This window comes from Streptomyces sp. PA03-6a (assembly GCF_033792765.1).
Lineage (GTDB): Bacteria > Actinomycetota > Actinomycetes > Streptomycetales > Streptomycetaceae > Actinacidiphila.
Genome location: NZ_JARAVK010000317.1, coordinates 1 through 8725, shown reverse-complemented (window position 1 = coordinate 8725; position 8725 = coordinate 1). Strand labels below are relative to the sequence as shown.

Genomic DNA, 8725 nt, shown 5'->3' with positions numbered 1-8725 from the left:
GATCGAGGCCCAGGCCCTCCTCGCCACCTACGGGCAGCACCACACCCCCGAACAACCCCTCTGGCTCGGGTCCGTCAAATCCAACATCGGCCACACCCAAGCAGCCGCCGGCGTCACCGCCGTGATCAAAATGATCCTCGCCATGCAGCACAACACCCTCCCACCGACGCTCCACGCGGAAACGCCCAGCACCAAAATCGACTGGAGCTCGGGCACCCTCCGCCTCATCAACGCCTCAACTGCCTGGCCTCAAACCGACCATCCCCGACGCGCCGGTATCTCCTCCTTCGGCGTCTCCGGCACCAACGCCCACCTCATCCTCGAACACACCCCTGCGGAACGATGCGCGGATGCATCCGGTGAAATCTCGCGGCCGCTTCATCCTTGGGTGCTATCAGCAAAGACTTCCGCCGCGCTACGAGAACGGTGCGTCCAGATAGTCCGTCACGTTGACAATAGCCCTGATATTTCAGGCGGTGATGTTGGCTACTCTCTGGCCGCAACAGCATCGGATTACCGCTACCGCGCCGTTCTGTTGTCCGATCGCAGTGTGGCGGCCGAAGGCAAGGCGGTTTCTTCGGAATGTGCGTTTCTGTTCACCGGGCAGGGCTCTCAGACCCTGAAAATGGGAAAAGAGCTCTATCGTCATTTTCCCGTGTTTTCGGCAGCCTTCGATGAGGCGTGCGCGTCAGATCTCCGCGACGAGATATTCTCGGGCGAAACCTATCTCTCCAGAAGTAAAGATGCGCAACCCGCCTTGTTTGCATTGGAATACGCCCTGGCGCGACTGATGCAGTCGCTCGGTGTACATCCAAGCGTTGTGCTTGGGCACTCCATCGGTGAATTTGCGGCAGCATGCATAGCGGGGATTTTTTCTCTGGCTGACGCGCGGAAACTGATCGAGGCGCGTGGACGTCTCATGCAGGAATTGCCCTCCGGTGGCGCCATGCTATCAGTTCGCGCGAAGGAGGAGGAAGTTCGCTCACGATTGCCGGACGGAGTCTTTGTTGCAGCGATCAATGGCCCCTCATCGGTGGTGATCGCCGGAGAGAGAGATCGGCTCGTGACGCTCGTTGAGCACTTCTCGGATGCCAAGTGGTTGAAGGTTGGGCATGCTTTCCATACGCCTTTGATGGAACCGGTCCTCGGAGATTTTTCCGGAGTAGCACGGAGTGTTGAGTACCATCTACCAAAAATTCCGATCGTCTCCTCGGTAACGGGCGGAAGTGTATCGGATGAAATGAGCAACCCGGAATACTGGGTTAGGCATGTCGTCTCCGAAGTGCGGTTTTATGATGCCTTGTCAGCTCTGTCCGAGGACAGTCCACCCATATTTATTGAAGTAGGCCCCGACGCGATCCTGTCGGCACTCGGGTCCAATTTCCTTCCCGAGGCTTTTTTCGTTCCTGTGTTGAAGAGAGGAAGTGCCGAGCTTCGGCAGTTTCTTACAGCCCTCGGGCGAGCGTTCGTTTACGGTGCTGCTGTGGACTGGCCCAGGCTTTACGATTCCGGCAAGCAAGTGAAGCTGCCCACCTATCCGTTTAGGCGTACACGCTACTGGGTTAACGCAGGGAGTGATCATCTTTCCTCCCAGGGAACCCAGGGCAGCCATCCGCTGCTGAACCAGGCGATAGCGCTTCCTGACACCCAAGGATTCGTCTTCACTGGCCGGCTGGATGAGTACAAAAATGCATGGCTGGGTGACCACGAAGTATTCGGGCGTGTCCTGTTGCCGGGCACAGGATTGCTTGAACTGGCCTGCTATGCGGGAAGAGAGATCGGCTATCCCGAACTGGCTGAACTGACCCTCGAAACCGCGCTTTTCGTTCCCTCCGGTTTGTCCGTCGACCTGCGGATCGAGGTCTGCAAACTCGACACGTATGGGGAGCGGTCCTTCACGATTTATTCGCGCGCTGCTGACGCGGACGGAAAAGCTTCATGGATCAGAAATTGCCGGGGGAGGCTCAGCCGCAGCCCCCACACCTCTGCCGATGCCATTCCGTGGAAGTGGCTACCCGCAGATGCCGAGAGCGTTAACCTGAGCGGCGCCTACGGTGATCTGCAGCAAGCTGGATATTGTTATGGTCCGGCCTTTCAGGCTGTACGCGCACTTCATCGGAACGGAGACGGACTGTTCGCCGAGGTTGTCCTCGCCGAAGGAGTGGAAACCGATGGATATCTAGTTCACCCAGCCATACTAGATGCCTGCCTGCACGCGGGACTCCTCGCGGAAAGCGTGCGTGAAACCGTCCTGCCGTTCGTCTTCTCGGACGTGACCGTCCATTCCACTGGCGCACGCCATGTGCGTGTGTGGATCAAGCCGGAAAAGATCGGCGTTCGCGTCGAAATAAGAAATCTCGACAATGAGCCAGTCGTCAGCATAGGATCATTGATCAGCCGCCCGGCGACTCCAGCGCAACTGGACACTGGTTCAGATGTCGAGAATTCTCTGTGGTGCATCGACTGGGAACCGCTGGCGCTGTGTGCGAATGATTGCGATCTATCGGTTGTGCAATACGACTGGATCATGAAAGATCACGGCGCGGTACCGGAAATCGTTTTCTGGCGCGTTCCGGACGCGATGCCCACCGAAGACACAACGATTATGGTTCTCGAAGTTCTTCAACGCTGGCTGACTCTGGAACGCTTCTCTGCAGCCCACCTCGTTGTCCTTACCCACGATGCGATGGCGGTCGTCCCCGGTGAGTACGTGCAGAACGTAGCTCATTCAGCGATATGGGGGCTCGTGCGTGCCGCTCAGGCTGAGAATCCGGGACGGTTTACCCTGGTTGATAGCCCAACCGAGCATGGGCTGGCGGCCGTGTTGGGTACCTGCGAGCCCGAAATCGCGTTCCGCGAGGGCAAAGCACTGCGGCCGCGCCTCAGGGCGGCGGAGTTCAGTCCACGGACTGATAATACGTGGGCAGGCACGGGAACTGTGGTCATTACCGGCGGTACCGGTGGCTTGGGGTCCCTCGTGGCGCGGCACCTCGTTGCCGATCAGGGGGTGAGAAATCTTCTCCTGGTAAGCCGTCAAGGGCTGACGCAGACAGCGTCCTCTCTGCGTGAGGAGCTTCTCAAGCTCGGTGCGAACGCACGCATCGCCGCCTGTGACGTAGCAGATCGTGCTGCCCTGACGCTCCTCTTGGAGGCGGAGCGGGACATCACTGCAATTGTCCACGCGGGCGGAGTGCTTGACAATGCGGTCATCACAGCCATGACACCGCAACAGATCAGCCGGGTTTTCGAGGCCAAGGTGAAGGGAACCTGGAATCTTCATGCTGCCACGCTCGATCGTAAAATCTCGGCGTTCGTCCTCTTTTCTTCAGCAGCAGGACTGACGCTGGGAGCCGGCCAGGGTGCCTACGCTGCCGGAAATTCCTTCCTGGACGGGTTCGCTAGTTATCGGCACAGTCTCGGGTTGCCCGCGACGTCGATCGCATGGGGGCTCTGGGAACACACCGCCGTCCTGAACGAAGGAGGTGGTGCGGTGACCCGTCATCGGATGGATCGTCTGGGTATGCCACCGCTGCGAACTTCCGACGCCTTAAGCCTCTTGGATCGCTCCGTCAGTGCCAGTGTTGGGCATGCTGTGGCGCTGCGATTGAATCCCAAGAGTCTGAGTGCCCGCGTGGATGAAATTCCCCCGGTGCTTCGGTCCCTGGTGGACGAACCTGTCCGGCTGCCTCTGGGAAGGGCACCTCGTGTTGAAGTTGACTTGGGTACACAACGCCCTGATGTCTCCTTTGCTCAGCCTGACCAGGAGGACCTCCTCCCAATGGTTCGAAGTTTTGTCGCTTCAATTCTAGGGTTTCAATCGCCCGATGACATCGAGCCCGAGCAAGATTTCAGGGAACTGGGCTTCGATTCACTGATGTCCATCGAATTCCGCAATTCACTCAGTGGCGCGGTCGGTTTCACTCTGCCAGCCTCTCTGGTATTCGAGTATCGCAACTGCGAAGCAATTGCAGCATACTTGAAGGATCAAATGAATGGTGCTGTAGTCGACAAAAGCGCCAGGCCATCGATTCTGGAGAGACCACTCCACGCCCCCGCTTCCGGCGGAGAGCGTTCCGACGCTTCGGTTATTTCATTGGAAGAATCGATAGAGCGCGTCCATCTTGCGATGCGGAAATCCGGCATGTTCCATGAAATGCAAGTTGTTGCCCAATCGGCCGCTGCCTGGCGGGAGAAGTCGGAATCCGTCGAGGTCGTTGCCTCGCAGGTGAAATTTGTCACGCTAGCGAGTGGTGACGCCGCTGGTCCCAGGATCATCTGCATCCCCTCTTTCCTCACGTCGGAGCCGGTTGCAAGTTACAGCCGCCTGGCGGATTCGCTCAAAGATCGGCACGTATCGGTAGCGGTTCTTCCCGGGTTCGACTCCGCTGGTCCACTGGCCGGCACTTGGAACGTTTTGGTGGAAGCTGTTGCTTCCGCGATCGTTCAGCGTTTTAGCGGCCAGGAGTGCATTATTCTCGCGCATTCGTCTGGTGGCGTGCTCGCGCACGCAGTGGCTTGGTCACTGGAACAGCAAGGAAAATCACCGAGCGGTGTGGCTCTGCTCGACACCCTTCTGCTGAGTCAGGTATCGCCGCGGCTGATGAGCCTTTTGCGCCGGCAGAATGATGCGCTGGAACCGGTGGGCACTCACACGTATCACAAGATCACCGCATCGGCGTTCTACGGGAGATTCATCAGCGAATGGACTCCGCACGAGATTAGAACGCCCATTCTCATGCTCAGGCCTAGCGAACCTCCAGTGAGTGCTGAAGCGATCGCGTTGGAGCGACACGAATGGCGACACAATTGGGAATTTCCTCATGTCGAAGAGGAGGTTCCCGGTGATCATTTCACCATGATGATCCAGCACGCGGATTCGTCTGCGCACGCGGTTGTCAGATGGATGTCGGATGAAATGCCCTGATTGTTTGGTTGGTCGGCTTGGCAACTGATGTGCCTGTGTCGGCGTAATCCAGCGTCTGCCTCAATGTTATCGGAGTGACTTTATGGCTAATGTGACCCAAGTTGGGCCAACCCTAAGTGGTTTTACCCTGGACGTTCTTCGGTGGTATCCGGACCGAATAGCGTTCGCTTGGGAAGGCGGTGCGTTGACGTATGCTGGGGCGTCCGACCTGATAGGGCGGATGCAGTCGGTATTTGCAGCTCACGGTCTGCGGCGGGGTAGCTGCGTAGCTCTGTTGTCCGGAAACCGGGCGGAGACTTGGTGTGCGCTTATTGCCGCCCAGGCTAGCGGGATGGCGGTCACCTGGGTGTTGTACTTCTCCTCCTTGGAAGACCAGGAACATCAGCTCAGGGATGCCGGGGCAGATGTTCTGATTGTCGACGTTTCACGGGCTGAGAGGGGCGGCGAGTTGGCGGCCCGAACGGATCAGTTGTCCCAAGTTTTTACTCTGGGTCCCCTAGGATTCGGGGTTGATCTGATTGCTGCTGCCGGAAAGGCGGGGGCGGTTTCTCCGCGGAGCTTTGCGGAGCCTGAAGATGTGGCATTTATTAGCTACACCGGGGGTACTACCGGATACCCAAAGGGAGCGGTTCGGCGACATTCCCCTTCATCCTCGCACACCTTTGCTTCAATCTTGTCGGATTTTGAGATTCCAAAGAACCCGCGGTTTCTCATGATTGGTCCACTAAGTCACGTTTCGGGTGTGAAAGTTTTGCCGACCCTCATGCGTGGAGGTTCGGTTCATCTGCTGAGTGACGTGACCACGGATCACATTCTCTCGGTGATCGAAAGAGAGCGTATAAACTTTACTCTGATGATGCCAAGCATGATCTATGCGATGCTGAACTCGCTGGATAATCGGAAGGCTGACTTGTCCTGTCTGGAGCTTCTTCTGTATGGCGGCGCCTCCATGGCTCCGGAGCGGCTGAGGGAAGGGATGGACCGTCTCGGCCCAGTGTTTGCGCAACTGTATGGTCAGACAGAGTGCTACCCCATTTCCTATCTATCAAGGGGAGACCACGATCCGAATCGCCCGGAGTTGTTGGCATCCTGTGGCCGGCCAGCAGTCAGTGCAGCTGTGACGATTTTGGACAGTGACGGCGTTGAAATACGTGATGGGGAGGTCGGCGAAATATGCGTGCGCAGTCCCATGGTGATGGACGGCTACAAGAACCTTCCCGACTTGACTGCAGAAACCTTCCGGAATGGCTGGTTGCATACCGGTGATGTTGGCAGAATGGATGATGGGGGATATCTGTACATCCTAGACCGCCTTAATGACCTGATCGTCATGAGTTCCGGCCCTAACGTCTACCCTCGAGGGCTTGAGGAGGTGCTCGTCGAACATGAGGCAGTTTCCCAAGCCGCGGTGTTTGGAACATCAGACGAAGAAACAGGGGAAGCTGTAAACGTCGTCGTCGTCCTGCGGGGAGACTCAAAGGTAAGTGCCGAAGAACTGCAAAGTTATGTCCGGGCCCGCAAGGGGCACGTGCAGGTCCCTCGTTATGTCCACTTTGTGGATGAAATGCCGCTCACGAGTCTGGGGAAGGTGGACAAGAATGCCTTGCGAGTGCGTGTCGCCGAACAGGCGGTCTGACGTAGTTGTTTAGCCGGGCGAATATGTGGTGGTCGTGATCTCAGGGAACGGGGCTCAGCGCGGCCCATGGCTCGGTCGAACTGGCGGTCACGTCTACCAGGCCGTCGTCGGTGTCAGGAGTGCCGTTGTCGCCGTGAGCTCGGGGCCGTTCAGGTTCGGTCCGAGGACGTGTGGGAGTGATGTTCAGCCGTGCTGATGGTATGCGCCGGCGGCGCGGATGGACCCGATAAGGGCGGTGCTGGCCAGGACTGACCTGCTGACGAGCGGCGGCTACGTCGGAGTTGCGGCATCGGCTGCATCGGCGACGTCATGTTGTCGTGTCTCTTCTGCTGGCCCGAGAGCACCCCGTCTCGTAGCTGGCGCCTACTCTGCCGGGAAAGCCTGCGTGACGTGACGAGAGGTGCGACCAGGCTCTCGGTGTGCGCGTCCATGGCGGTGTGGTGTTTGCGTTCCTCAGTATGCGACTGAGAAAGAATATCTGCGCCAACTGTTCGAGGGGGCGAACGTCTTGGTCCTGGCGGGCGCTAGGCTTGTCGGGTTAGCCCATGCCGGGCCAAGCGTTTGCGACGGGCTGTCCCCAGGTACGTCGCAAACATGCGTCCGGCGGGCGCAGTCGGGGCCCCGCTCCCCCTGGTTATCCTTTTCGCGGCCTGCAATGGGGCTGTTGGCCTCTGGGCCCGGCATGACTGTTGCCCTACATTCCTGGTGGGTTCGAACCGGTCACTCAGGTTGAATGCGCGGTGTCCGGGGTGGTGACGGGGTGTGATCCCTGCGGTACGACCGTCTCATGCGGTACGCGCAAGGGGGTGGGCTGACGCCTGCCGAGCAGGACAAGCGTGAGGCGTTACGGCTGGAGGCGGCCAAGCGGTTTGAGTCCGGAGCGGGCACGGCGTAGATCGCGGCCGACCTGCGGGTGACGGACCGGTCGGTGCGTCGGTGGCGGGCGGCCTGGCGGCGTGGGGGTGCGGCGGCGCTGGCTTCGGCCGGGCTCCTGTCGGTGGAGAAGCTGACGTCCCAGCAGTGGCTACGGCTGGAAACGGAGTTGAAGCGGGGACCGCTGGCGCACGGCTTTGACGACGAACACCAGAGCTGGACCCTGAAGCGGGTGAAGCTGCTGATCGGCCGGTTGTTCCACATCGGCTACACCGTGCAGGGGGTGTGGCGGCTGCTCAGGCGGCACGGCTGGAGCTGGCAGGTGCCGCTGCGGCGGTCGCTGGAGCGCAGCGAGGAGGTGATTGAGGTGTGGAAGGCCGAGGTATGGCCGCAGGTAAAACCACCGCCGCACACCTGGGTGCCTACATCTGCTTCGCGGACGAGGCCGGGCAGTCGTTGATTCCACTGAAGGGGCGGACCTGGGCGCCGCGCGGGGCGAGGCCTATCGTGCGAGTGGCCGGACGGCGCGGAGGCAGGGTGAACATCGCCGGCGCGGTGTGCTTCAAGGCTGGCCAGCGGGCGCGGATGTTTTTCAAGCTGCGCGTCTCCCATGGCCGCAAGGGCGAGCCGAAGTCGTTCGCCTGGAACGACTCCCGGGACTTCATCCGGATGGTGCACCTGCTGCTGGGCGCCCCCGTGGTGTGGGTGTGGGACAACCTCAATGTGCACCTTCAGCAGGAGCTGTTCGACTTCGCCGAGGAGCACAAGGACTGGCTGGTGATCTTCCACCTGCCGCCGTACGCGCCCAAACTCAAACCGCAGGAAGGGATCTGGAGCCTGCTGAAACGGGCTCTGGCCGACTTCGCCGCCGCCGACCTCGCGCACCTGACCCAGGTGATCAAGCGTAAGCTGAAGAAGATCCAGTATCGCCCGCACCTGATCGAGGGCTGCCTGCCGACCACCGGCCTGGACCTCAACGGCCCGATCAACCAGCCGGACATCGCCGATTCAACCTGAGCACTCGTAGGATCGGTGGGACCCAGGGGTTCCAGGTATTGCTGTGACTGTTCCGCCGCCGGATGGCTCAGGGGGCTTGGCCGCCAGGAACCCCGGTTCATGTGGCCTTCGACGGGGCTGCTGCTTCATGGCAGGGTGAGGCCGGCCAGGACGGTGTCCCAGTCGCGTTCGAGTGCGGGACCTGTCCCCGGGTGGTGGACACCTCTGAGCCCGGCCCCGCCAGGGGTCGGGGAGGAGGAATCTCTTATGGTGATGAAGGTCTACTCGCCCGAGTT

The 8725-nt window shown here is 59.8% G+C and carries 2 protein-coding genes and 1 pseudogene; all 3 read left to right on the top strand.

What is annotated here, in order from left to right; translation table 11 throughout:
* Position 1 precedes the first annotated feature (1 nt).
* The 3 genes and pseudogenes from PV350_RS41190 to PV350_RS41180 all read left to right on the top strand — a co-directional run bounded on the left by PV350_RS41190 (position 2) and on the right by PV350_RS41180 (position 8450).
* Complete coding sequence (locus tag PV350_RS41190; RefSeq protein ID WP_500338526.1) at positions 2–4924, top strand: type I polyketide synthase; 4923 nt, start codon at positions 2–4, stop codon at positions 4922–4924.
* A gap of 82 nt (positions 4925–5006) precedes the next feature.
* Complete coding sequence (locus PV350_RS41185) at positions 5007–6560, top strand: AMP-binding protein (RefSeq protein ID WP_500338524.1); 1554 nt, start codon at positions 5007–5009, stop codon at positions 6558–6560.
* Positions 6561–7347: 787 nt separating this feature from the next.
* Positions 7348–8450: pseudogene (locus PV350_RS41180) on the top strand (IS630 family transposase).
* Positions 8451–8725 lie beyond the last annotated feature (275 nt).